Source organism: Paracoccus albicereus (genome assembly GCF_024359525.1).
In the GTDB taxonomy this organism is placed as follows: Bacteria; Pseudomonadota; Alphaproteobacteria; order Rhodobacterales; family Rhodobacteraceae; genus Paracoccus; species Paracoccus albicereus.
In genome coordinates, this window is the sequence record NZ_JAKZEU010000004.1 from 277,217 (window position 1) to 300,803 (window position 23,587).

Consider the following 23,587-nt stretch of genomic DNA (forward strand, 5'->3'; position numbering starts at 1 on the left):
ATGACGATGCAGGTCGAAGAAACGCAGAACGAAGGTCTGAAGCGCGGCTACCGCTTCACCCTGCCCGCCGCCGATCTGGCAGCCGAGGTCGATCAGAAGCTGCGCGAGGCTCAGCCCGAGGTCGAGATGAAGGGCTTCCGCAAGGGCAAGGTCCCGATGGCGATGCTGAAAAAGCAGTTCGGCCCGCGCGTGCTGGGCGATGCGATGCAGCAGGCGATCGACAATGCGCTGCGTAACCATCTTGAAAGCTCGGGCGACCGCCCGGCGACCCAGCCCAAGGTCGAGATGCAGGGTGGTGAATCCTGGAAGGAAGGCGACGACGTCGTCGTCAACGTCGAGTACGAGGCGCTGCCCGAGATCCCGGAATTCGACCTGACCAAGATCAAGCTGGAACGCCTGACGGTGACGGCCGAGGACGCGGCCGTGACCGAGGCGCTGGAGAACCTGGCCAAGAACGCCCAGAACTTCGAGGACCGCAAGAAAGGCTCGAAGGCGAAAGACGGCGACCGCGTTGTCATCGACTTCAAGGGCATGGTCGACGGCGAAGCGTTTGAAGGCGGCACCGCCGAGGATTACCCGCTGGTGCTGGGGTCGAAAAGCTTCATCCCCGGCTTCGAGGATCAGCTTCTGGGCGCCAAGGCCGGTGACGACATCGAGGTGAAGGTCACCTTCCCCGAGGATTACGGTCACCCGGTTCTGAAGGGCAAGGATGCCGTTTTCGAGACCAAGGTGAAAGCGGTACAGGAGCCGAAACCCGCCGAGATCGACGACGAGCTGGCGAAGAAATTCGGCGCTGAAAGCCTCGACAAGCTGAAAGAGCAGATCTCGGAACGGCTCGAGGCCGAATATGCCGGTGCCAGCCGCGCGGTGATGAAGCGCGCGCTTCTGGACCAGCTGGACGATCAGGTGAAATTCGACCTGCCGGAATCGCTGGTCGAGGCCGAGGCGCATCAGATCGCGCATCAGCTGTGGCACGAAGAGCACCCCGAAGAGCACGGCCACAACCACGGCAGCATCGAGCCGACCGACGAGCACAAGTCGCTGGCCGAGCGCCGCGTGCGGCTTGGCCTGCTGCTGGCCGACATCGGCCAGAAGGCCGAGGTGAAGGTCACCGATCAGGAAATGACCCAGGCCGTGCTGACGCAGGCCCGTCAATATCCGGGTCAGGAGCGTGAGTTCTTCGACTATGTCCAGAAGAACCCGCAGATCCAGCAGCAGCTGCGCGCCCCGATCTTCGAGGACAAGGTCGTCGATCACATCGCCGAAACCGCGAAGGTCGAGGACAAGACGGTGAGCAAGGAAGATCTGGAAAAGGCGGTCGAGGCACTCGACACGCTCTGATCGGGCGTCCTGCGACACGCATGGAAGAGGGCCGCATCCTGCTGATGCGGCCTTTCTGTTTGGGTCGTCCGGCAGTCCGGACTGCCGCCTGTCCTTGACGCGTGACAGGCGGCCTCATATCGCTTGCGAACACGCGGTACCGCGCCCCTCGAAGGAATTGGCCGACCCATGTTTCGTTTCGCAACGATCGCCGTCATGTTGTGCGCCCTGTCCGCCTGCGGCGCCCCGCCGGGCGAGGGTGACAAGCGCGCCGCAACGCTCGCGGCACATCCGGCGCTGACCGCGGCCTTTCTGACTGGCACAACGCTGAAACTGTTCAGCCCGCCGGTCGGCACGGAATATTACTATCTGGCGCCGGACGGCCGAGTCGTCCTTGCCCAGCCACGGCGGGACCGCGCGATGCGGGGCCGTTGGATCATCCGTCCCTCTAACAGTTTCGGTGCGCAACTATGCCTGTTCATCCCCGGTGCGCGCGAACCTCTGATCGCCGACGACGCCCATCGCGAGTGGAATTGTGCGTCCGTCGACCGGCTTTTGCCGCAGGCTGACGAAATCTATGACGGCGATGTCCTTGGACTTGCGGGCATGACCGCGCTGCCGCGCCAGTTGCCGCCCCGTCTGAATGTTCCGGTCGCGCAAGCGCTAAGGGAAATAGGCCGCACGAGCGGGCTTGGACCGAACAAGGCGGTGGCTTTCGACTGACCCCGCCCGCTGTCTGTGAATCGCCTGAATTACAAGCGATAGACCTCGATCGTGGGCAGGTCAGTCAGCGAGATCCCGAGCAATTGCAGCGCCGGAAGCGACACCTGGCTGCCAGCGCTGGCCGCCCCCCCCAGCGGAAGCAGATCGACCTGGGCCGACCTGCCGTTCGCGGGATTGACGATGCGCCCGACCCCCGCTTCGTTGACCAAGGGCGTCTTAATCCAGAATCCGGGCTGGGTCGCGTCGCCCAGCGAGGCGACGGTGGTGCCGAGCCGCGTCTCGGCCGCCGTAGCCGGGGTTGCAGCGGCCTGTCTCTGCTCTGCCGTGGTGGTATCAAGCTGCGCTGCCGTCGCACGCGCAGATGGCCGCGGTGCCGGCGCGCGCGTGACGGCGGCGGCGGCGCGAATCGCCTCTGGCGTATCTTCCGTGACCTCCGGCGCGGTGGTTCCCAACGGGGCGCCGTTGCGGGCTGCGCTGGTCCCCTGCTGCATCATCTGGCTGCACGCGCCGAGCGCGAGCGAGGCGGCGAGGATCGGGACGAGGCGATTGGCATTCATGGAACGCTCCTTGGTCTGGTTGCGCGAAGGCTAGCGGCGGGTTTTCCCCCGGTCCATGGACGGTTGCGTGATCAGCTGCGGCTTGTGCCCCGCCCGACACGCCCCTACATTCCTGACATGCTGGACACCGCGCCCCTGATCGATCCATTCGCGCGCCCGATCACCTACTTGCGGGTGTCGGTCACTGACCGTTGCGATTTCCGCTGCACCTATTGCATGGCCGAGCACATGCAGTTCCTGCCCAAAGCCGATCTGCTGACGCTGGAAGAGCTTGACCGGATGTGTTCGGCTTTCGTCGGCCTAGGCGTCCGCAAGCTGCGGATTACCGGCGGCGAGCCGCTGGTCCGTCGCGGCATCATGGGCTTTTTCCGTCAGATGTCGCGCCATCTTGGCAACGGACTGGACGAACTGACGCTGACCACCAATGGCAGCCAGCTTTCGCGGTTTGCTGACGAGTTGGCCGATTGTGGTGTGCGCAGGATCAACGTGTCGCTCGATACGCTCGATCCCGACAAGTTCGCGTCGATCACCCGCTGGGGACGGCTGCCGCAAGTTCTGAAAGGGATCGAAGCCGCCAAGCGCGCCGGAATGCGGATCAAGATCAACACCGTCGCGTTGAAAGGTTTCAACGAAGCCGAGCTTTTTGATCTGGTCGCCTGGTGCGAGGCCGAAGGGCACGATCTGACCTTCATCGAAGTCATGCCGATGGGTGATCTGGGCGAAGAGGACCGGTTGGATCAGTATTGGCCGCTCAGCGATCTTCGTGCACGTCTGGCTGAACGTTTCACGCTGATCGATCTTGCTGAACGGACGGGCGGACCCGCACGCTATGTCCGCCTGCAGGAAACCGGGCAGAAGATCGGGTTCATCACGCCGCTGACGCACAATTTCTGCGAAAGCTGCAATCGCGTTCGGCTGACCTGCACAGGCGAGCTCTACATGTGCCTGGGGCAGGAAGACATGGCTGACCTGCGTGCACCCCTGCGCGCGAGCGAGGACGACGCGCCCGTACGCGATGCGATCCGTGCGGCCATCGCGCGCAAGCCCAAAGGCCACGACTTCGATTATTCCCGTCAGAAGGTCGGCGGCCAGATGACCCGTCACATGAGCCATACCGGCGGCTGATACGCGAAGCCCGTTGATCCGATTTTCGGATCAGCGCGTATGTGAGCCGGTGCTTAAGGCGAAGACGCTCATCACCGCAAAGGCAAAGCCTCTAGTCGGCAGTTCGCCCGCCCGCGATGGGAAATCATTCCACGCATCGATGCAATTGTCTTGCGGTCAATCCGCGTCGCGACAATGGGGCGAAACCTCTATTCCGCAGCCTCCGAAGTCCCTGCTGCCGGCAGGCCCGATTCTAGCATCCCCTGCCCCAGAACGTGATCCGCAGCCTTCTCGCCGACCATGATCGACGGCGCATTCAGGTTGCCGTTCGTGATTCGCGGAAAGACTGAACTGTCTGCCACACGCAATCCGCTGACACCGATCACGCGCAGTTCGGGATCGACGACGGCCGCCTCGTCATCGGTCGCACCGATCCGCGCGGTGCCGCAGGGATGATAGGCCGATTCGGCGTGCTCGCGGATGAACGCGTCGATTTCGGCGTCGGACTGGACGTCCGGGCCGGGTTGGATTTCCGCCTCGCGATAAGGATCGAAGGCAGGCTGGTCGAAAATTTTCCGCGTCAGGCGGATGCAGGCCCGAAACTCTGCCCAGTCGTCGGGATGCGACATGTAGTCGAACCGGATCTCTGGTGCCGCTGCAGGATCGGCCGACGCCAGCCGGACATGTCCGCGCGATTTCGACCGCATCGGTCCAACATGGGCCTGGAAGCCATGTCCCTTGACCGCGGACTTGCCGTCATAGCGGACCGCAAGGGGCAGGAAGTGATACTGAATGTCCGGGTAGTCCACCTTATCGGACGAGCGAATGAAACCGCAGCTTTCGAACTGGTTCGAAGCGCCCAGTCCGGTGCGCCGCAGAAGCCATTCAGCACCGACGCGGCCTTTGCCCCACATGTTGTAATAGGAATAAAGCGTGATCGGCTGCGAGGCGCGATACTGGATATAGACCTCCAGATGATCCTGCAGATTGGCGCCGACACCCGGCCGGTCGGCGCGGACGGCGATACCCTGATCGCGCAGATGATCGGCAGGCCCGATCCCCGACAGCATCAGCAGTTTCGGCGTGTTGATCGAACTGGCCGACAGGATCACTTCTGACCGCGCGCGAACGACCTTGGTCGCCCGGCCTCGTTGGATCTCGACACCAACAGCCCGATCGCCATCGAAAACGACCCGTTGTGCAAGACCGCGGATCAGCCGCAGCCGTCCGGTCGCCATCGCGGGGCGCAGGTAGGCGTTTGCGGCGGACCAGCGGCGACCCTGCCAGATCGTCGCCTCCATCGGGCCGAAGCCTTCCTGCTGCTCACCGTTATAGTCGCTCGTCGCCGGCCAGCCGGCCTGCTGACCAGCGGCGATGAACGCGTCGAACAGGGGGTTCAAGCGCGAGCCGCGCGTGATGTGCAGGGGACCACTGTCGCCACGCCAGGGCGAAGTACCGCCATGCCAGGTCTCCATTCGCCGGAAATACGGCAGGACGTCGGCATAGGACCATCCGGCAGCGCCAATCGAAGCCCAGTGATCGAAATCACTGGCATGGCCGCGCACGAAGACCATGCCGTTGATGCTGGACGACCCGCCCAGCACCTTGCCCCGTGGTGTGGCCAGACTGCGCCCACCCAGATGCGGCTCGGGCTGGCTGCGATAACCCCAGTCGTAGCGCGGCATGTTCATCGGATAGGACAGCGCGCCGGGCATCTGGATGAACGGCCCGAAATCGGTGCCGCCAAACTCGATCATCGTGACCGTCCGTCCGGCCTGAACCAGACGGTAGGCCAATGCGCATCCGGCTGAGCCGGCGCCGACGATGACATAGTGCGAGTCGTCGTTCATGCGCGCAGCGCCTCGTAAGAGACCATCACATGCTCACGATATGCGGGACGGTCGCAGAGACGGTCGTACCAAGCCTCGATCGAGGGGCGCGGTTGGCGCGCAATGTTCAGCGTGAACCAGCGATACATCAGATGGCCGACCGCAACATCGGCCAGCGAAAAGGCATCGCCTGCAACGTAGTGGTGACGTTCAAGCGCCTCTGCCAGCGGATCGAGCGCGGCTTCCCACGTCGCCAGATCGGCAGCGATCCTGTCGTGATCACGCTGCGCCTCGGGCGTTCGGATGCTTTGCCAGAAGATCGGATAGGTGAACAGACTGGGGCCGGTCTGCTTGGCCCATTCGGACCACATGTCGACCGGTGCGCGCCGGACCGGATCCGCGGGCCAAAGGGCACCACCGTCGCCGTAGCGGCCGGCAAGATAGCGCAGGATTGCGGCGCTTTCCCACATCACCAGATCGCCGTCACGCATGGTCGGCACGCGCCCGTATGGGTTCATGGCGCGGTATTCCGCCGTATCGGTGCCCCCGAAACGATGGCCGGCGTCGATGCGGCGCACCGGCACGCCCAGTTCGGCCGCGCCCCACATGACCAACTGCACGTTGGAGCTGTCGGCGCGACCCCAGATCGTGACCGGCTCAGTAGGGCGCATCGACCACCCCCATTCCGACATAGACCGACTTCAACTGCGAATAATGCTCGATCGCCGCGGCTGCGTTCTCGCGTCCGATCCCGGACATCTTCACGCCACCGAAGGGCATCTGCACCGGCGTCAGGTTATAGGCGTTGATCCAGCAGGTCCCCGCCTCAAGCCTACCCACGACGCGATGCGCGCGGGCGAGATCACGGGTAAAGACGCCCGCGGCCAGTCCAAAGCCCGTGTCATTGGCGCGGCGGATTGCCTCATCCTCATCGTCGAAGGACAGGACGGTCATCACCGGGCCGAAAATTTCATCGCGGCTGATGGTCATGTCGTCCGTGGCATCCGCAAAGACGGTCGGCGGGATGAACGCGCCCTCGCCCTCTCCGCCGCAGACCAGCCGTGCGCCGCTCTCGGTTCCTGCATGAATTGCAGCGCGAATCTTTGCGGCCTGCGCCGGATTGATGATCGGGCCCAGCTGCGTCTCGGGGTCCATTGGATCGCCCATGCGCACTCCTTCGACACGTTCCGTCAACCGGGCCAGAAAAGCTTCGACCAGACCACGCTGGACGAAGACTCGGGTGCCGTTGGAGCAGATCTGTCCTGACGAATAGAAGTTGGCGAGGATCGCGGCGCCGACAGCATCTTCCAGGCTGGCATCGTCGAAGACGATCAGCGGCGACTTGCCGCCCAGTTCCATCGTGACGTGGCGCATCCCCTCCGCCGCGGCCGCATAGACCTTGCGTCCGGTCGGAACCGATCCGGTCAGGGAGACCTTGGCCACGTTGGGATCACCCACCAGCGCGCCTCCGACGTCCGCGCGTCCCTGAACCACGTTGAAGACGTCGTCGGGAAGACCGGCCTCGGCCAGGATTTCGGCCAGTTTCAACGCACCAAGCGGCGTTTCCTCGCTGGGCTTGAAGACCATGGCGTTGCCCATCGCCAGCGCCGGCGCAGACTTCCAGCAAGCGATCTGGCTGGGGTAGTTCCAGGCGCCGATACCGGCGCAGACGCCCAGGGGAACGCGCATCGTGTAGGCCCAATCCGCGCCAAGCGGGATGTGCTGTCCGGTCACGCTCGCCGCGAGGCCACCGAAGAATTCCAGCGCGTCCGCGCCCGACGGCCAGTCGGCCACCAGCGTTTCCTGGATAGGCTTGCCCGTATCCAGCGTCTCGATCCGCGCGAGATCGTCGTTCCGCTCGCGGATGATCTGCGCCGCGCGGATCAGCACCCGCCCGCGCTCGACCGGAGGAAGCGCGGCCCATTCGCCCTGCGCCTTCGCGGCCGTCGCACAAGCCTCGGCCACTTGCGCGGCGCTCGCCTCGGCCAGCATCGCGACGGGCTCGCCGGTGAACGGATAGAGGACGGGAAGTTCTGCGCCCTGTCCCTCGACCGGCTTGCCACCGATCCAAAGGCTCGCCGTGGGCTGCGCGATCAGGCCGCGGGTCACGTCAATACCTCGTCCAGATAGTCGTTGACCATTCGCACGGCGGCAAAGCCGTTGGTCGGGGCATGGCTGAGCGCGGCGCGCAGATAAACGCCATCGATCAGCGCCCCGAGCGTTTCGGCCACCGCCTCGGGCCGGTCCGAGACAGGCCGCAGGGCCACGATGAGGTTCGACCGAAGGCGTCGATGATAGACCTTCAGCAGCCGCGCAGCTTCATCGTTGACCAAAGAAAGCGCGTAGAAGTTCAACCAGGCACTCACCACCTCATGCCGAAAGTTCGGCGCCCCGAAACTGGCCGAGACGATGACGGCCAGTCGCCGCCGTCCGCTGGTACCGGGCAATCCCAGCAGCACCGATTCACCAAAATTCGACATGATATGACGCATTGCGGCCAGAAAGATCTGATCCTTCGACCCGAAATAATGATGCGCCAGTGCCGGAGAGACCCCCGCAGCGCGTGCTATCTGGGCCACCGTGACGTCAAGGGTGCCCGCGCTGCCGACCTGATCGATGGCGGCGTTGATTAACGCGGCTTTTCGGATAGGCTCTGCGCCAAGTTTCGGCATCGCGGCACCCTGTGTTGACATGTCGAACTTTGCATCGACGATATCTTTAATTGACCACTCAATCAACAAACCGGGAGACAGAAATGACCGTATCGCGCATCGCAGTGGTGCTGGCGCTGAGTGCCGGCCTCGTCGCACCCGCTTCCGCTCAGGAATCCGAAGAGTGCCGTAGCCTGGTCTTTTCGGATGTCGGCTGGACCGACATCACCGCGACCACGGCGCTGGCGACGACGGTGCTGGATGCCCTTAGCTACGAGACGGAGATCAAGGTGCTGTCCGTGCCGGTGACCTTCACCGGGCTGTCGACCGACGACATCGATATCTTCCTCGGCACCTGGATGCCGACGATGGAGGCCGATATCGCTCCCTATCGAGAGGCCGGCACGGTTGAGGACGTGCGCGTGAACCTGACCGGCGCCAAATATACGCTAGCGACGAACAAGGCGGGTGCGGACGCAGGGATCACGACCTTTGACGCCATTGCCGCGCAGAAGGATGCGCTGGACGGCAAGATCTACGGGATCGAGCCCGGCAACGATGGAAACCGCCTGCTGCTGGAGATGGTGGCCGAGGACAAGTTCGGGCTGGGCACGTTCGAGGTGATCGAATCCAGCGAACAGGGCATGCTGGCGCAGGTCGCCCGTGCCGACGGTGCGGGCGAGCCGGTTGTCTTCCTGGGATGGGAGCCTCATCCGATGAACGCCAATTTCGAGCTGACCTATCTTGAAGGCGGCGACGACGTCTTCGGCCCCAATCTTGGCGGGGCGGAGGTTCATACCGTGACGCGCGCCGGACTTTCGGAAGATTGCCCGAATATCGGCAAGTTCCTCACAAACCTGCAATTCACCCTGCCGATGGAGAACGAGGTGATGGGCGCGATCCTGGACGACGGCCAAGCACCCGACGCCGCCGCGACCGAATGGCTGAAAGCCAATCCCGATGCCGCAGCAGGCTGGCTGGACGGCGTCACCACCGTCGATGGCGGCGATGCGCAGGCTGCGCTGGACGAAGCGCTGGCAAGCTGATCGAAAATGCGGGCGGGGCGCCGCTGGTGTCCTGCCCGACCAAGAATTTGAACGACGACAGGAAAACGGATCACGCATGGAGCAACTGACCGCGCTTGTCACCGATAACAAGATCCCGGTCGGGCGAGTCGCAAAATCGGCGTTCGACTGGCTGAATTCGAATGCCGCCTGGATCTTCAATGCGCTTTCCACCGCGATGGAGGCGCTGATCGGCACCGTGCTGTCATTGCTTGAAGCACCTCATCCCTTTGTTTTCATCGTCGGCGCTGTGGCGCTGACCTGGTTTCTGCAGCGACGCTGGACAACCTGCCTGCTCGTCGCGCTTGGACTGCTGTTCGTTCTGAACCAGGGATATTGGACCGAGACGCTCGAATCGCTGACGCTCGTGCTGTCGGCCTGTGTCGTCTGCATGGCCGTGGGCGTTCCGATCGGAATCGCCGTCGCCCACCGACCCCGGCTTTATGCCTGGATGCGACCTGTTCTGGACCTCATGCAGACGCTGCCGACCTTCGTCTACCTGATCCCGGCGATCGTTTTCTTCGGCATCGGCATGGTTCCGGGGCTGCTGGCAACCGTGATCTTCGTGCTACCCGCGCCGATCCGGCTGACGCAACTCGGGATCAGTTCGACCCCGCAACCGCTGATCGAGGCCGCGACGGCCTTCGGCGCCACGCCGCGCCAGCTTCTGTGGAAGGTCGAACTGCCAAGCGCGCTGCCGCAGATCATGGCCGGTCTGAACCAGACAATCATGCTGTCGCTGTCGATGGTCGTGATCGCGGCGCTCGTCGGGGCATCGGGCCTCGGCGTCCCCGTGGTCCGCGCGCTGAACAGCGTGAACACGGCACTCGGTTTCGAATCAGGTTTCGTGATCGTCATCGTCGCGATCATGCTTGACCGGATGCTGCGGCTGGAGGGACGCAAATGAGCGAAACTGCACCGAATGCCGTCGAGTTCGACCGGGTCAGCATCGTCTTCGGCGACAAGCCTCGATCCGCCCTGCCCCTGATGGATCAGGGGCTGAGCCGGGGCGAAATCAAGGCAAAGACGGGTCAGGTCCTGGGCGTTCACGATTGTTCGCTGAGCGTCGCGCAGGGAGAGATCGTCGTACTGATGGGTCTTTCGGGTTCCGGCAAGTCGACGCTTCTGCGGGGGGTCAACGCCCTGAACCGCGTCTGCCGCGGAGAAGTTCGGGTCTGGGACGGCAGCAAGATGGTCTCGGTCACCGGATCGGGTCAGCGCGGGTTGCGTGATCTGCGGTTGAAGACGGTGGCGATGGTCTTCCAGCAATTCGGTCTGCTCCCGTGGCGGACTGTCCGGGACAATGTCGGTCTTGGACTGGAGCTTGCTGGGCAGGACGCCTCTGTGCGCAGACAGGCTGTCGAACGTCAGCTCGATATCGTGGGCCTTTCGGAATGGGCCGACCGCAAGGTCGGCGATCTGTCGGGCGGGATGCAGCAACGCGTGGGGCTGGCCCGGGCCTTCGCGACCGACGCGCCGATCCTGTTGATGGACGAACCATTCAGCGCGCTCGATCCGCTGATCCGCACCCGTCTGCAGGACGAATTGCTGGACCTGCAGCGTCGGACACGCCGGACCATCGTCTTCGTCAGCCATGATCTGGACGAAGCGTTCAAGCTGGGAAACCGGATCGCGCTGATGGAGGGCGGGCGAATCGTCCAGACCGGTACGGCGCGGCAGATCATCGCCAATCCGGCCAGCGAGTACGTCGCGGACTTCGTGGCCCACATGAATCCGCTGAACGTGCTGACCGCAGAAGACCTTGCCGAGGATGGTGACCATGTCGCCGGACAGCCCATCCCGCGCGATACGCCCTTGCGCGCTGTGATGGAACGACTGTGCGACGCTGATCGCGTGGCACTTGAAGGCGGAGGCTGCGTGTCTCGCGCCCGCGCGCTGGCGACGCTGTCGGGGAATGGCAGCGTAGGCTAAACGGTCAGCCGTTCAGCAGGTCCCGGTGATAGCGCAACAGCAGCGTCAAACCCAACGTCAGGCAGATCAATCCGACCCCGAAAACGTAGGCAGGGCTGACATAGTCGCCAGAATAGCTGGGATAGAACGCCTTTCGCATCTGCCCCACCACATGAACAAGTGGGTTCCACCAAAGCCAGTCACGCCACGGTTGCGGGACTGTATCAAACATGAAGATGACGCAGGACGCGATCATCAATGGCCGGTTGAGGATCATCCACACCTTCTGCCACCACGGAAAACCGGTGAACAGGAAGCAGTTCAGAACCCCGATCCCCAGCCCCAACACTCCGGCCATCGCCAGACTTAGGGCGATTTCGGGCAGTTGCGGATCGGTCCGGGTTTCCATCGTCAGCGTGATGCCGGCGAAAACGATGTATGCCACCAGAAGTTGAGTCACGACGTTTGTGAACAGCCGGCCAAGTATGGCGTCCATGAAAGTGACGGCTGGGTAGGCCAGTAGCGAACGAGAGAACTGAATCGCCTGGGACAGCTTCTGAGAGATGTCCGAATAGAACAGGAACGGAACCAGCCCCGTTGCATAGAAGATCGCGAAGTTGGTCCCGATCGGCGGATTGCGGAAACCGAGCGAAAAGATGATGGCAAGGATCATGATCCCGCCCACCGGCTCGGCGATGGCCCACAAATAGCCGCCGGATACCCGTCCGTAGCTCGTCGACATTTCCCGCAGGACAAGGGCGCCGATAGCCCGGCCACTGCCCCAGCTGCGCCGACGCGTCACCGGACGCAGTGTCGGCGTGGCCCTATTCTTGCTGGCAGCGACCCTTGGAAAGGGCGGAATCGCCGCAATTGATGGGGGTGGTGTCTCGGTTGTGGACATGACCGATCGTGAAGCAGGGCCTGCGCGGACACGCTGGCAATGGTGCGCCATCTTATGTATGAGTGCGGCTTAGAGATCAACAGACAGGCGGCACGCATGGCCGGCCCCACGCCCACCCCGAATGCCGCATCGCCCCGTGATGTCCAACCGCAACAAGATCGGGACAACGGCGGAGCAACACCAGCCGAAAACCAGCGACCGGCGTTTCTGAACAAGCCGCGGATCGCGGCGACGTCCGAATCCGAGGGCGCGGCAGGACGCACGCGCGCCACCCCCGCACAAGCGGCTTCGTCAAACGTCGCGCCGCGCCAGGCGGGACCCGCCGCACAGGCGGCCCGCGCCGCTCAGCCGGGAGTCGCAAACCGTCCTGCGCCCGCTCAGCCGGGAAGGCCGGGTGCGCCTGCTAAGCCGCGCCCGCCAGGCGCCGCGCAGGTCGCGCATGCCCCCGTCGCACCGCCCGCATCACGCGCCAGGCTCGGGCTGCGCCATATCGGCGTCGCACTGTCGTTCCTGATCCTCGTCTTGATCCCTGTTCTGGTTGCCGCGTGGTACCTCTACCAACGTGCGGCGGATCAATATGCCTCCTATCTAGGCTTCTCGGTGCGCAGCGAGTCCGCTCCTGCAGCGGCCGAACTGCTAGGCGGGCTTGGAGAAATGGCCGGGCTTGGCAACAGTTCAGGCAGCGACACGGACATTCTCTACAAGTACATTCAGAGCCATGAGCTGGTGCAGCGCATTGATCAGCAACTTGATCTGCGCGCCATCTGGTCAAAGCCGAAAAACGATCCGATCTTCTCTTATCGCGGTGACTCCTCACTCGAAGATTTGATTGACGCGTGGGAAGACAAGGTCCGCGTCTATTACGATAACGGCATGATCGACCTGCGCATTCTCGCCTTCGATCCGGCCGATTCGCAGAAGATCGGCGAAGCGATCCTCAGCGAAAGCTCGGCGATGATCAACGCGATCAACGACGTCGCGCGCGAGGATACGATCCGCTATTCGCGCGAGGAACTGGACGTCGCCGAAGAAAGACTACGGCAGGCACGCTCGGCGATGACCGCCTTCCGCAATGCCCATCAGATCGTCGATCCGACGGCCGACGTGGCCGGTCAGGCGGGTGTGCTGGCAGGGCTCCAACAACAGCTTGCCGAAGCGCTCATCCAACTGGGCGTGCTGCGGTCGAATGCGCAGCCGAACGATCCGCGCATCGAACAGAGCCAGCTGCGGGTCGATGTGATCCGCCAGCAGATCGACGAAGAGCGCCTCAAATTCGGCTCCGAGACAACCGAAGGCGAGCAGCTGTCCGAGTTGGTTGGCGAATACGAAGGGCTGGTTGTCGATCGTGAATTCGCGGAACGTGCCTATCTCGCAGCGCGGGCAAGTTACGACAGTGCGCTGGCCGAAGCGCAGCGGCAATCTCGCTATCTGGCGGCCTACGTGCGTCCAACATTGGCAGACCGCCCGGAATACCCACAAAAAGCCAAGCTGATCGGGATTCTCGGCGGCTTCCTGATGCTCATCTGGATCATCGCAGTGCTGACCTACTACAGCATGCGCGACCGGCGATGATCAGACTCGATCGACTGACGAAGACCTATGTGCTGAACGGTCGCCGCAAGACGGTCGCGGACGATATCAACGCGGTCTTCCCCACCAATGTATCAGTGGCTTTGCTGGGTCGGAACGGCGCGGGCAAATCGTCGCTTCTGAAGATGATCGCGGGCACGATGCTGCCGACGTCGGGTCGGATCCTGTCTACGGGGACGATCAGCTGGCCAGTGGGATTTGCGGGTTCGTTCAACGCTGAACTGACGGGCGAGCAGAACACACGATTCGTTGCACGCATCTACGGGGTCGACACCAAGGAGATGTCGGACTTCGTGAAAGGTTTCGCCGAACTCGGACAGCATTTCTATCTGCCTTTCCGCACCTACTCGTCCGGGATGCGGGCACGACTGGCTTTCGGCGTGTCGATGGCCGTGCCTTTCGACACCTATCTCGTGGACGAGGTGACGGCGGTCGGCGACGCGGCATTCCGCGAGAAGTCGAACCGCGTCTTCTACGCACGCATGGAACATGCCGGGGCAATCGTGGTGTCTCACAGCGTTGGCATGTTGCGCGAGACATGCCAGGCCGGTGCGGTGCTCGAAAAGGGCAAACTAACCTATTTCCATGATATTGAAGAGGCAATTGACCATCATATGGTCAACATGCGCAAGGCAGGTTGACGCGACGAGCCAGCTTCCGCCACCGCTTGGGCGCGATGCTTGACAAGATCCGACGGCTGGAACAAACCGCCATCGAACTTACGCGGGCTCGACCAAGCTTCGCAGTGAACTGAAGCGGAACCAACTCGAGCCATGTCGATTTTGCGGGTCCTGAACCGGCTGCGCGAGTGGCGCGAGGCTCAAATCTGCGCCCCTTACTTCGATCGTGTTTATTACCTGCAACAGAACGCGGATGTTGCCCGCAGCGGGGCAGACCCGCTGCACCATTTCCTTCGCTGGGGATGGATGGAAGGTCGCGATCCAAGTCCCAACTTCTCACTCGAGGACTATCGCAGACAAACGCCTCATTACGATCCGTTGCGAGGCAACCCGCTGACACATGCGATCACGTCAGGTGTGCTGCACAGGACAGAGTTGCAGCCTCTTCCGGTCCCCGCGATCCGTGAAGAAGGTTCCGCAAACCGCGGCAAAGACGCCTCGACGAACAAAATGCCCAGCGACGCGGATGTCGAACTCGTCCGCCAAGCGATGGATGAATCATGGTACCTCGAGCGATATCCTGCAGTTGCAACCAGCGGCTTGTCACCGACGACGCATTACCTGACCGTCGGCTGGAAATTGGGTTTCGACCCTTCGCCGCGCTTCTCGACCAGCTATTATCTGCAGGGCAATGCGGACCTGCGGAAATATCCCGACCTCAACCCCTTTGTTCACTACCTGCGTCACGGGAAGAACGAGCCATCGCGGGTCTGGGCCGATGTCGTCAGCGCGGAAGCTGTGGAGCGGTTTCGCGATGGCGCCCTGACCGGCGATCTGCGTCGCGCGATAGCGCTCGACCCGCTTGTGGCCTTGCCCGAAGGTCGTCGGGTCGCGAACTCGCCGCTGATCCACTCAGCAGATGCACGCGCGGCAGTTCGCACGCTGCGTCAACGCTTTGCCGGGCAGCGCTTCGACTATGTCGTGGTTATTCCGCATGTTCGAATGTCAGGCGCGGCACGCGTCGCGGGTGAGTTCGTGTCTGCACTGTCGCGCACACGGACTGGCAAGCGTGTGTTGGTCGTGCTCACCGACCTGAACGATCTCGAACATCCCGAATGGTTTCCGGAAGAATGCGAATTCGTCAGGTTGGCAGAGTTCTGGACAGGACCGGTTGCCGAACCGGCCAGGATCGCGGTGCTGCTCGATCTGATTTACGAAGTCGAAGCGAAGGCGGTCGTCAACGTCAACAGCCGCCTGTTCTGGAATGCATTGACGACCTACGGCCGGCAATTGCGGCAGGAACTTGCGATCGGAACATATCTGTTCACTTGGGAAGAGACGCTGGCAGGAAACCGAGTCGGCTACCCGATCCAGTGGTTGCGTGACTGTGTCGGCTGGATGGATGCCATCGCTTGCGATGCCGGGCACCTGGCAAAGGATGTCTCGACCCGCTTCGGCCTGACCGGCGGTGACCTGGGAAGTGTTCATACCCTGCGCACGCCGATGGACGGTGCCGGGGGCGCGTTCAGGCCGCGTGCGGAATGCGGTCGGCGTCGGGTTCTTTGGGCGGGACGCTTCGACCGGCAAAAGCGTCCCGATGTCCTGCGCGCGGTAGCGCTTGCCTGCCCCGATGTCGAATTCGACGTGTATGGGCGCGCTGTGCTTGATGCAGGTCTGGAAAAGCAGTTGCGCGGCATCCCGAACCTTACCCTGCAGGGTGAATTCGACCGCTTCGATGATGTTGCTGGCAAAGGATACGGGTTGTTCCTTTACACGGCACAATGGGACGGCATGCCGACAATCGTGCTGGATGCGATCCGCTCAGGACTGCCGGTCATCGCGCCCGATGTTGGCGGTCTGTCCGAAGTCATCGCAAGTGATACCGGCTGGCTGATCGAGAGCCCTGATGACGTCGAAGGCTACGTCGCCGCGGTCGCCGAAGCTCTTTCCAACCCTGATGCTGCGCGCCTGCGTGCCAGCGCCGCCTTTGACAAGGCACAGGAGATGTTTGCACGCGACGCCTACGACGCGGCTGTAGCGCAATTCATGGACGAAATCGATGAGGCTGCAGATGGCCGGACCTGATCTGAGCGTCATCGTCTCTGGCCATCGCGAAGGGCGGTTGGCCGTCGCCTCTCTCCGCAGCATGCAGGCGGCGGTTGCCGCGGCGACATCTGCGGGGATCTCGGTTCAACCTATCCTGGTGTTGGACCGCCCGGATGACCTGACCCGTCGCGTGTTCAAGGCGCATGCGGATGGCGCGACCATCGAGGTCGAGGTTGATGCAGGCGATCAGGGCGTCGCGCGCAACGCAGCGGTCGCGCAATCAGATGGACGATGGATCGCGATGCTGGATGCAGACGACCTGTTCCAGGAAAGCTGGCTGGTCCGCGCAAGCCGGTTTCTGGACGAGATCGGAGATGCCGGCGTGATCGCGCATCCCGAATTCAACTATTTCTTCGAAGGTCAGGCGACGATCTTTCGTCAGATCGATCAGGACAGTCCGGATTTCGATATCGATCATATCCGCCTGCACAATTACTGGGACGCGCTGGCGATGTGCGACCGGAGTATTCACGAGGCGCATCCCTACGCCCTGCGCGACATCCAGAACGGCTGGGCGTTCGAGGACTGGCACTTCAACGTCGTAACGCTGGGAAACGGCATCCGCCACAAGGTCGTTCCCGACACCGTCATCTTCAAGCGACGTCAAAAAGATAGCCAGACGCTCCGGGCGACCGGCAACCGTTCGCGCTTCCGGCGCACGCCTATGGCGTCCTATTCGCACCCCATCTACAAGCACTTCACCTGAATCCAGAAGGATCGACCCTCCATGAAGATCATCGTTCTCGGCGGCGACGGCTTTTGCGGCTGGCCCACGGCACTCCATCTGTCGGCCCGCGGCCATGACGTCATCATCGTCGACAACCTGTCGCGCCGGAAGATCGACGTCGAACTGGAAGTCTCCAGCCTGACCCCGATCCGCCCCATGGGTGAGCGCCTGCGTGCTTGGAAGGAAGTCTCGGGTAACGAGATCCGGTTCGAAGACCTGAATGTCGCAGAAAACTACCATCGGCTGCTGACGATGTTCACCGAGGAACGGCCCGACGCGGTGATCCACTTCGCCGAACAGCGGGCCGCGCCCTATTCGATGAAGTCGAGCTGGCACAAGCGGTACACGGTGGACAACAACCTGAACGCCACCAACAACGTGCTGGCCGCTATCGTCGAGAGCAAGCAGGACATCCACCTGATCCATCTCGGCACGATGGGCGTGTACGGATACGGCACCGCAGGGATGAAGATCCCGGAAGGCTACCTGAAGGTAAAGGTCGACACGGAGCACGGCGAAAGCGAGCAGGAAATCCTCTATCCCGCCAATCCCGGCTCGATCTACCACATGACCAAGACGCAGGATCAGCTGTTCTTCCATTACTACAACAAGAACGACAAGGTCCGGATCACCGACCTGCACCAAGGCATCGTCTGGGGCACCCAGACCGAAGAGACGCGCAAGGACGAGCGGCTGATCAATCGCTTCGACTATGACGGCGATTACGGCACCGTGCTGAATCGCTTCCTGATGCAGGCGGCGGTGGAATATCCGCTAACCGTGCACGGGACCGGGGGGCAGACACGCGCCTTCATCCACATCCAGGACACGTGCCGTTGTGTCGAACTGGCGGTGATGAACCCGCCCAAGAAGGGCGAACGGGTGTCGATCCTCAATCAGATGACCGAAACCCACCGCGTCCGCGATCTGGCCAAAATGATCGCCGACCAGACCGGGGCCGAGATCGCCTTCCTCGACAACCCGCGCAACGAGGCGGACGAGAACGACCTCCATGTCGCGAACGACCGTTTCCTTGGGCTGGGTCTGAAGCCGATCACGCTGGAAGAGGGGCTGATGGGCGAAGTGCGCGAGATCGCGGCAAAATACGCCGACCGTTGCGACCGCGAGAAAATCCCCTGCGTCTCGAACTGGCGAAGCTGAGGCGCGCGCGGCGGTGAACGGAGGCACGACCGGCGGCGACGGTGCGGTCCGCACGAGCCGCTCGCTGGAGGACCAGGACCGCGTCGCCGCGCTAAACGCTCGTTTTGATGGTATCGCTGCACCAGCGGCGATCGCGACCGTCATGACCGAGCACTTGCTGGGCGATTTGGCGGTCGTGTCGTCCTTCGGCGCGGACTCGGCGGTGCTGCTGCACCTGTTCGCCGAGGTGGTCCCCAGCGTGCCGGTGATCTTCCTCGATACCGGGCGTCACTTTGCAGAAACCCTCGCCTACCGCGACGCGCTGGCGGCTCGGCTTGGCCTGACGGATGTCCGGTCGATCACACCGGCACCGGCGGCAATCCGCGCCGACGATCCGACCGGCGACCTGTGGTCGCGCAACCCCGATCTGTGCTGCCATGTTCGCAAGACGTTGCCGATGCTGTACGCTCTGCGCGATTTCAATGCCTGGGCGACGGGTCGCAAGCGGCACCAGGCAGCAAGCCGCGCCAGCCTGTCGATGTTCGAGGCGCAGGACGGCAAGCTGAAATTCAATCCGCTGTGGGACTGGGACGCCGCGCGGCTGGCCGACCACGCCCGAACGCATGACCTTCCCCCGCATCCGCTTGTGGCGCAGGGCTACCCGTCGATCGGCTGCCAGACCTGCACCGCACCGGTCGCAGCAGGCGAGGATGCGCGCGCTGGCCGCTGGAAGGACAGCGACAAGACCGAATGCGGCATCCATTTCCAGAACGGCAGGATGGTGCGGCGATGATCCTGATCTTTGGCGGCACCGGCTTCATCGGAAAGCACATCCTGCTGGATCTGCGTCGCGCCGGGCACACCGCCACGGTGATCTCGCGCAGCCCCGAGATGGGCTTTTTGGAACGCCACGCACCCGACGCTCCGGCGATCCGGCTGGAAGACCTGATGGCCGAGCCGGATCCGATCTTCTCGCAGGCCAGGGCCGTGATCTGGGCGGCGGGACAGACCACGCCGGCTTCGAATCCCGGGCGGCCCTGGGATGAACCCGCGTTGAACTTGGAACCGCTGATCTGGGCGGCAGACCATGCGGCAAGCGCTGGCGCACATCTTGTCTATCTGTCCTCGGGCGGTTCGGTCTACGGACAGCTTCCCGCGACAGGTCGCATCCGTGAGGATCAGCCGTTGCGCCCGCTATCGCCCTACGGCATGGGCAAGCAGATGGCAGAGGCAGGCATCGAGTTCCTGGCCCGCGCACGTGGCCTGCGCGCGACAATCCTGCGGCCATCCAACCCGATCGGGCGCTGGCAGTCGAACAGGGCGCAAGGCGTCGTCGGCGCGCTGTTTCGCGCGGCGCGCGCGCGACAGCCTTTCCCCATGCTGGGCGACGGCTCGGTCGTGCGTGACTTTCTGCCGGTGGAGGATCTGAGCCGCGCCATCCGAATGACGCTGGACGACCCGTTGGCGAGCCTGGGCAAGGTCTGGAACGTCGGGTCGGGTCAGGGTCACTCGATTGCCGAGGTTCATGCCATCGCGGAACGGATCACCGGGCATGACATTCCGGTCGACCGCCGCCCGGCGCGTCCCGCCGATCCGTCCTATGTCGTGTTGGATACGACCCGGATCGAGCGCGACTTGGGTTGGCGCGCCACGACGGGACTTAAACAGGCGATGCAAGCGGTCTGGGACCACGACGCCGGTTTGGACTAGGCGCGCTCCGCCATTTCCAGATTTTCCAGCGCCTTCACCCAGATGTTTTCAGCGCGGGCCATCGCCTCGCGCGCTTCGATGTTCTTCTTGCCCCAACGTTCGGCTTCGGCCGGGTCGGAATAGACCTTCGGGTCGGCAAGCTTCGCAGCCAGCTTGCCTAGCATCTCATCCAGCTTATGGACCCGGTCCTCCGCCTTGCGCACTTCGGCCCGCAGCGCGAGCAGAGCATCGCGGGACGGTCGCTTCGCGGGTGCAGAGGGTGTCTGCGCGCGCGGCTTCTCCGCACCGTCGCCTTGCAGCAGGAAGCGGCGATAATCGTCCAGATCGCCCTCCCACGGGGCGACGTTTCCCTCGCTGACCAGCCACAGACGGTCGGCGACCAACCCCAGCAGATGCATGTCGTGGCTGACCAGCACGATCGCGCCGGTGTAGTCGTTCAGCGCCTCGGTCAGCGCCTCGCGGCTTTCGATGTCGAGGTGGTTCGTCGGCTCGTCCAGCACCAGAAGATGCGGCGCGTCGATGGTCGCGATCAGCAGCGACAGCCGTGCCTTCTGGCCGCCGGAAAGCTGGCCGACCTTGGTTTCGGCCTGCGCCTCCATCAGGCCGAAACCGGCGAGCCGCGCACGCAGCCGCGCTGGCGCCTCGTTCGGACGCAGGCTTCGGATGTGGTCCAAGGGCGTCTCGTCCAGATGCAGCTCGTCAACCTGGTGCTGGGCGAAGTAGCCCACGCGCAGCTTGTTGGCGCGAGTGACGTTTCCGCCCATCGGCGTCAGGCGTTCCGCCAGCAGCTTCGACAGCGTCGATTTGCCCTGCCCGTTCCGCCCCAGCAGCGCGATACGGTCATCCTGATCGATTCGCAGGTCGAGCTTGCGCAGCACAGCGCGGTCGCCGTAGCCGACGGACACGTCATCCATCGCGATGATCGGCGGCGACAGCTCTTCGGGCTGGGGGAAGCTGAACCGATGGAACTTCGCCTCTTCCGGAGCAGTGATCGGGGTCATCTTTTCCAGCATCTTCACGCGCGCCTGCGCCTGCCGGGCCTTGCTGGCCTTGGCGCGGAAGCGGTCGACGAAGCTTTGCAGATGGTCGCGCCGGGCCTGCTGTTTCTTTGCCTCGGACGCTTGCAGGGCGCGACGCTCGGCCCGCAGCTTGGCAAAGCCGTCGTAGCCGCCGGTATAGAGCGTCAGCTTGCGATCCTCGAGGTGCAGGATGTGACCGACGGCACGGTTCAGAAGGCCGCGATCGTGGCTGATCACGATGACGGTATGCGGGTAGCGCGACAGATAGGTTTCCAGCCACAACGCGCCTTCGAGGTCCAGATAGTTGGTCGGTTCGTCCAGCAGCAGCAGGTCCGGCTGCGCGAACAGAACGCCAGCCAGCGCGACGCGCATCCGCCAGCCGCCCGAGAAGTCCCGGCTTGGCCGCGCCTGATCCTCGGGTGAGAAGCCCAGACCCACGAGGATCGAGGCCGCCCGCGCCTCGGCCGACCAGGCGTCGATATCGGCGAGGCGGGTCTGGATCTCGGCGATGCGGTGCGGATCGGTGGCGGTCTCGGATTCCGCCAGCAGGTCCGCACGTTCGGTATCGGCGGCCAGAACCGTATCCAGAACGCTGACGTCGGTGCCCGGCGCTTCCTGCGCGACGCCGCCGACGCGGGCGCGGGCCGGCAGACCGATGCTGCCACCGTCGAGCGCAAGCTCGCCCCGGATCAGCCGGAACAGCGTCGTCTTGCCGGCGCCGTTCGGGCCGACGAGACCGACCTTGTGGCCGGTGGGAATCGTGGCCTGCGCCTGTTCGAAAAGCGGCCGGCCCTGGATCGAGAAGGATATGTCATCGATGCGCAGCATGCGCGGGTGGATGGCTGAAAGGGCGTGTGGCGTCAATGGCAGGCGCTTGATCAGCGGCGCTGGCAGCGGCTAGACCGGACAAGACGCCCTTTTCCCGATCGGAACCCGATGCCCTTTGTCGAGCTGGAAGACAAACGCCGCCTGTTGTTCATCCACGTGCCGAAGACCGGCGGCACCAGCGTCGAGGGGTGGATGCGCACGCTCGCGCCGCTGCGGTTCCATGAGGTGCAGATCCCCAAGGCGATGAAATGCACGCCCCAGCATCTTCGGATGTCGGATTTCAACATCCTGTTCGGGCGAGGTTATTTCGATCATGCCTTCATGATCGTGCGCAATCCCTATGATCGGATCGCCAGCGAATACCGGATGCGCGCGGCCATTCACGCCGCAAGCTTCGTGCGGATGTGGCCCAGCTTCTCGCACTGGCTGGAGGCGCAGCTGGATCAGATGGCCGGCAATCGCTGGATTCTGGACAACCATCTGCGTCCGCAATGGGAGTTTCATGGCGGCCGCGTCGAGGTATTCCGGCTGGAGGACGGGCTGGACACGGCGCTGGCAACGGTCGCGGGACGGCTGGGTCTTCCTGCGCCGGAAAGCGTGCCGCACGACCTGAAGACCGGTGGCGGTGATGTGACGGTCGAGTGGGATCTGAGCGACCGCCTGCGGGTCGAGGAGGTCTATGCGAGGGACTTCGCCGAGTTCGGCTATGAGAAGAGGCGTTAAGAAAGCGTGAAGATTTTCGCCGCAACGGCAGCGTGCGGTGGGGCGCAACAGCGCAACAGCCGGACCGCCATCCAAGCCAGCGTTTGCTGGGTCTGACGCGTCACAACCCGTACACCGCGCGTATACAGGCTGTACACAACCTGTACACAGGCTGCGAACGTGCGGTTCGGGCTTCCTTAACCGTCGTTGCACGGTGCGGCGGGGCGGGAGCCTCCGGCGGGGATATTTCGGGACGGATGAGATCGACCTGTGGGGCGGGCGGACGCGTCACTCCCCTTCGAGCAGACCGACCACATTGCCCTCGGGGTCCTGGAACTGGCAGAAGCGCAGGGTGTCGAACCCCTCGACCGCGACGGGGTCGGGGATCGTCAGTCCGGCATCCCGCAGGACCGCGATCCTGTGATCGAGGTTCGCGATCCGCAGGGTGACCGTTCCCGGCGCGGTCTGCCCGGGGTTGTCGAGGACCTGAAACAGAACCCCTTCGCGCAGATCCCATTCGCGGCAAGTGGGCATCGGCTCTCGATCCCAATGCCGATCCAAGAGCCTCGCCCACCAGCCTGAGAGGCCGTTGAAGTCGTTGGCGTTCAAGTTGATGAAGACGGTCTCGATTCGCATGCCAGCGTCTCCGTTTCGGATCAAACCGTGGGCGACGCCGGTCGGTTCCACGACCCGTCCGAACGAAGGCGCCCCCGCCATGCTGCCACATGGCGGGGGTCGGTGTCAGGCATTCGCCTTCTGGCGGGCGTTCGCTGCTGCTGCGATAGGCGCGCGGACCGGAGGAGGAACGCCCACGCGACTTGGGCCTGACAAACTGCAGATTGAGCTTCAACCGAACAAAATATTCTTGATACCCGAAGCGACCGCCACCGCTGACACCGACCCCTTAAGAGCGCCTTTGGCGATCGATACAGAGCTTCTGCTTGGCGCAGGAGCCTGATGCAGCTTCGTTCTTATGGAGGTTATGCGCGTCGAGTTTCTAACAACCATCGGCTGTTCCGCCATTATATCGCAGTCCGTGAAGCTGACGTCGCTGCTGCCCTCGATCAGCACTCCAATACTCATAC

At 63.4% G+C, this 23,587-nt stretch carries 23 protein-coding genes; 14 read left to right on the top strand and 9 right to left on the bottom strand.

Going from position 1 to position 23,587, the window contains the following annotated elements:
* The first annotated feature begins 6 nt into the window (after positions 1–6).
* Both tig and MLD63_RS12440 read left to right on the top strand, forming a co-directional pair.
* Positions 7–1,341, top strand: a complete 1,335-nt coding sequence (tig, locus tag MLD63_RS12435; protein ID WP_255330470.1) for a trigger factor — start codon at positions 7–9, stop codon at positions 1,339–1,341.
* Between the two features lie 168 nt (positions 1,342–1,509).
* On the top strand, positions 1,510–2,043 hold the full coding sequence (locus tag MLD63_RS12440; RefSeq protein WP_255330228.1) for a hypothetical protein: 534 nt from the start codon (positions 1,510–1,512) through the stop codon (positions 2,041–2,043).
* A gap of 29 nt (positions 2,044–2,072) precedes the next feature.
* Here MLD63_RS12440 and MLD63_RS12445 read toward each other — a convergent pair whose 3' ends face one another.
* Positions 2,073–2,600: a hypothetical protein gene (locus MLD63_RS12445; RefSeq protein ID WP_255330229.1), complete on the bottom strand. Its 528-nt coding sequence runs from the start codon at positions 2,598–2,600 to the stop codon at positions 2,073–2,075.
* Between the two features lie 117 nt (positions 2,601–2,717).
* Here MLD63_RS12445 and moaA point away from each other — a divergent pair, with 117 nt between their 5' ends.
* A complete protein-coding gene (gene moaA, locus MLD63_RS12450) occupies positions 2,718–3,725 on the top strand; it encodes a GTP 3',8-cyclase MoaA (RefSeq protein ID WP_255330230.1) in 1,008 nt (335 codons plus the stop codon).
* A gap of 188 nt (positions 3,726–3,913) precedes the next feature.
* Here the strand turns inward: moaA and betA are convergent, their stop codons facing one another.
* From betA to betI, 4 genes are read right to left on the bottom strand one after another with little or no spacing between them, the layout of a single operon-like run.
* Entirely contained in the window at positions 3,914–5,554 is a 1,641-nt protein-coding gene (gene betA / locus MLD63_RS12455) for a choline dehydrogenase (protein ID WP_255330231.1), read from the bottom strand.
* Entirely contained in the window at positions 5,551–6,204 is a 654-nt protein-coding gene (locus MLD63_RS12460) for a glutathione S-transferase family protein (RefSeq protein ID WP_255330232.1), read from the bottom strand. Before MLD63_RS12460 ends, betA begins: the two co-directional genes overlap by 4 nt.
* Positions 6,191–7,630 (bottom strand): betaine-aldehyde dehydrogenase, encoded by a 1,440-nt coding sequence (betB, locus tag MLD63_RS12465; protein ID WP_255330471.1) that lies wholly within the window; start codon positions 7,628–7,630, stop codon positions 6,191–6,193. Before betB ends, MLD63_RS12460 begins: the two co-directional genes overlap by 14 nt.
* Positions 7,631–7,638: 8 nt before the next feature.
* Positions 7,639–8,205 (bottom strand): transcriptional regulator BetI, encoded by a 567-nt coding sequence (betI, locus tag MLD63_RS12470; protein ID WP_255330233.1) that lies wholly within the window; start codon positions 8,203–8,205, stop codon positions 7,639–7,641.
* A gap of 83 nt (positions 8,206–8,288) precedes the next feature.
* Between betI and choX the strand changes: the two genes are divergently transcribed.
* From choX to choV, 3 genes are all read left to right on the top strand, one after another.
* Complete coding sequence (gene choX, locus MLD63_RS12475; RefSeq protein ID WP_255330234.1) at positions 8,289–9,230, top strand: choline ABC transporter substrate-binding protein; 942 nt, start codon at positions 8,289–8,291, stop codon at positions 9,228–9,230.
* Positions 9,231–9,306: 76 nt separating this feature from the next.
* A complete protein-coding gene (gene choW, locus MLD63_RS12480) occupies positions 9,307–10,155 on the top strand; it encodes a choline ABC transporter permease subunit (protein ID WP_255330235.1) in 849 nt (282 codons plus the stop codon).
* Complete coding sequence (gene choV / locus MLD63_RS12485; protein ID WP_255330236.1) at positions 10,152–11,180, top strand: choline ABC transporter ATP-binding protein; 1,029 nt, start codon at positions 10,152–10,154, stop codon at positions 11,178–11,180. The genes choW and choV overlap by 4 nt, the downstream gene beginning before the upstream one ends.
* A gap of 4 nt (positions 11,181–11,184) precedes the next feature.
* Here choV and MLD63_RS12490 read toward each other — a convergent pair whose 3' ends face one another.
* Positions 11,185–12,060 carry an ABC transporter permease gene (locus MLD63_RS12490; RefSeq protein WP_439957661.1) on the bottom strand — a complete coding sequence of 292 codons (876 nt, stop codon included), beginning with the start codon at positions 12,058–12,060 and terminating at the stop codon, positions 11,185–11,187.
* Positions 12,061–12,156: 96 nt separating this feature from the next.
* Here MLD63_RS12490 and MLD63_RS12495 point away from each other — a divergent pair, with 96 nt between their 5' ends.
* The 7 genes from MLD63_RS12495 (at position 12,157) to MLD63_RS12525 (ending at position 19,953) form a co-directional block, all read left to right on the top strand.
* Positions 12,157–13,632: a KpsE/RkpR family capsule polysaccharide export protein gene (locus MLD63_RS12495; protein ID WP_255330238.1), complete on the top strand. Its 1,476-nt coding sequence runs from the start codon at positions 12,157–12,159 to the stop codon at positions 13,630–13,632.
* On the top strand, positions 13,629–14,291 hold the full coding sequence (locus tag MLD63_RS12500; protein WP_255330239.1) for an ABC transporter ATP-binding protein: 663 nt from the start codon (positions 13,629–13,631) through the stop codon (positions 14,289–14,291). Before MLD63_RS12495 ends, MLD63_RS12500 begins: the two co-directional genes overlap by 4 nt.
* 132 nt (positions 14,292–14,423) lie before the next feature.
* Positions 14,424–16,355, top strand: coding sequence for a glycosyltransferase family 4 protein (locus MLD63_RS12505; protein WP_255330240.1), 1,932 nt, complete (start codon positions 14,424–14,426; stop codon positions 16,353–16,355).
* Complete coding sequence (locus tag MLD63_RS12510) at positions 16,342–17,082, top strand: glycosyltransferase family A protein (RefSeq protein WP_255330241.1); 741 nt, start codon at positions 16,342–16,344, stop codon at positions 17,080–17,082. Before MLD63_RS12505 ends, MLD63_RS12510 begins: the two co-directional genes overlap by 14 nt.
* 21 nt (positions 17,083–17,103) lie before the next feature.
* Positions 17,104–18,264 carry an NAD-dependent epimerase/dehydratase family protein gene (locus MLD63_RS12515; RefSeq protein WP_255330242.1) on the top strand — a complete coding sequence of 387 codons (1,161 nt, stop codon included), beginning with the start codon at positions 17,104–17,106 and terminating at the stop codon, positions 18,262–18,264.
* 13 nt (positions 18,265–18,277) lie between these two features.
* The gene (locus MLD63_RS12520; protein ID WP_255330243.1) at positions 18,278–19,036 is read left to right on the top strand and encodes a phosphoadenylyl-sulfate reductase; all 759 of its coding nucleotides are present in this window, start codon (positions 18,278–18,280) and stop codon (positions 19,034–19,036) included.
* Positions 18,994–19,953, top strand: coding sequence for an NAD-dependent epimerase/dehydratase family protein (locus MLD63_RS12525; RefSeq protein WP_255330244.1), 960 nt, complete (start codon positions 18,994–18,996; stop codon positions 19,951–19,953). The genes MLD63_RS12520 and MLD63_RS12525 overlap by 43 nt, the downstream gene beginning before the upstream one ends.
* Here the strand turns inward: MLD63_RS12525 and MLD63_RS12530 are convergent.
* On the bottom strand, positions 19,950–21,800 hold the full coding sequence (locus MLD63_RS12530; protein ID WP_255330245.1) for an ABC-F family ATP-binding cassette domain-containing protein: 1,851 nt from the start codon (positions 21,798–21,800) through the stop codon (positions 19,950–19,952). The two genes, MLD63_RS12525 and MLD63_RS12530, sit on opposite strands and share 4 nt — an antisense overlap.
* Before the next feature lie 108 nt (positions 21,801–21,908).
* Between MLD63_RS12530 and MLD63_RS12535 the strand changes: the two genes are divergently transcribed.
* Positions 21,909–22,523: a sulfotransferase family 2 domain-containing protein gene (locus MLD63_RS12535; protein ID WP_255330246.1), complete on the top strand. Its 615-nt coding sequence runs from the start codon at positions 21,909–21,911 to the stop codon at positions 22,521–22,523.
* Positions 22,524–22,790: 267 nt separating this feature from the next.
* On the opposite strand, the gene MLD63_RS12540 is transcribed toward MLD63_RS12535, so the two are convergent.
* On the bottom strand, positions 22,791–23,138 hold the full coding sequence (locus MLD63_RS12540; protein WP_255330247.1) for a VOC family protein: 348 nt from the start codon (positions 23,136–23,138) through the stop codon (positions 22,791–22,793).
* Positions 23,139–23,348: 210 nt separating this feature from the next.
* Complete coding sequence (locus MLD63_RS12545; RefSeq protein ID WP_255330248.1) at positions 23,349–23,585, bottom strand: hypothetical protein; 237 nt, start codon at positions 23,583–23,585, stop codon at positions 23,349–23,351.
* Positions 23,586–23,587: the final 2 nt, after the last annotated feature.